Origin of the sequence: Pseudomonas sp. B392_1p (assembly GCF_052245235.1) — a bacterium.
In the GTDB taxonomy this organism is placed as follows: domain Bacteria; phylum Pseudomonadota; class Gammaproteobacteria; order Pseudomonadales; family Pseudomonadaceae; genus Serpens; species Serpens gallinarum.
On sequence record NZ_JBQPXM010000043.1, the window covers coordinates 1 to 227 of the forward strand.

Consider the following 227-nt stretch of genomic DNA (forward strand, 5'->3'; position numbering starts at 1 on the left):
GACGTGGAGCGTGGTCAGGTTCTGGCCAAGCCGGGCACCATCAAGCCGCACACCAAGTTCGAAGGCGAAGTGTACGTGCTGTCCAAGGAAGAAGGTGGTCGTCACACCCCGTTCTTCAAGGGCTACCGTCCGCAGTTCTACTTCCGTACCACTGACGTCACCGGTAACTGCGAACTGCCGGAAGGCGTTGAGATGGTGATGCCGGGCGACAACGTGAAGATGGTTGT

General features: G+C 58.6%; 1 pseudogene. It reads left to right on the top strand.

The annotated features are described in order from the left end of the window. A pseudogene (gene tuf / locus ACTV8E_RS20730) lies at nt 1–227 on the top strand (elongation factor Tu); the annotation flags it as partial.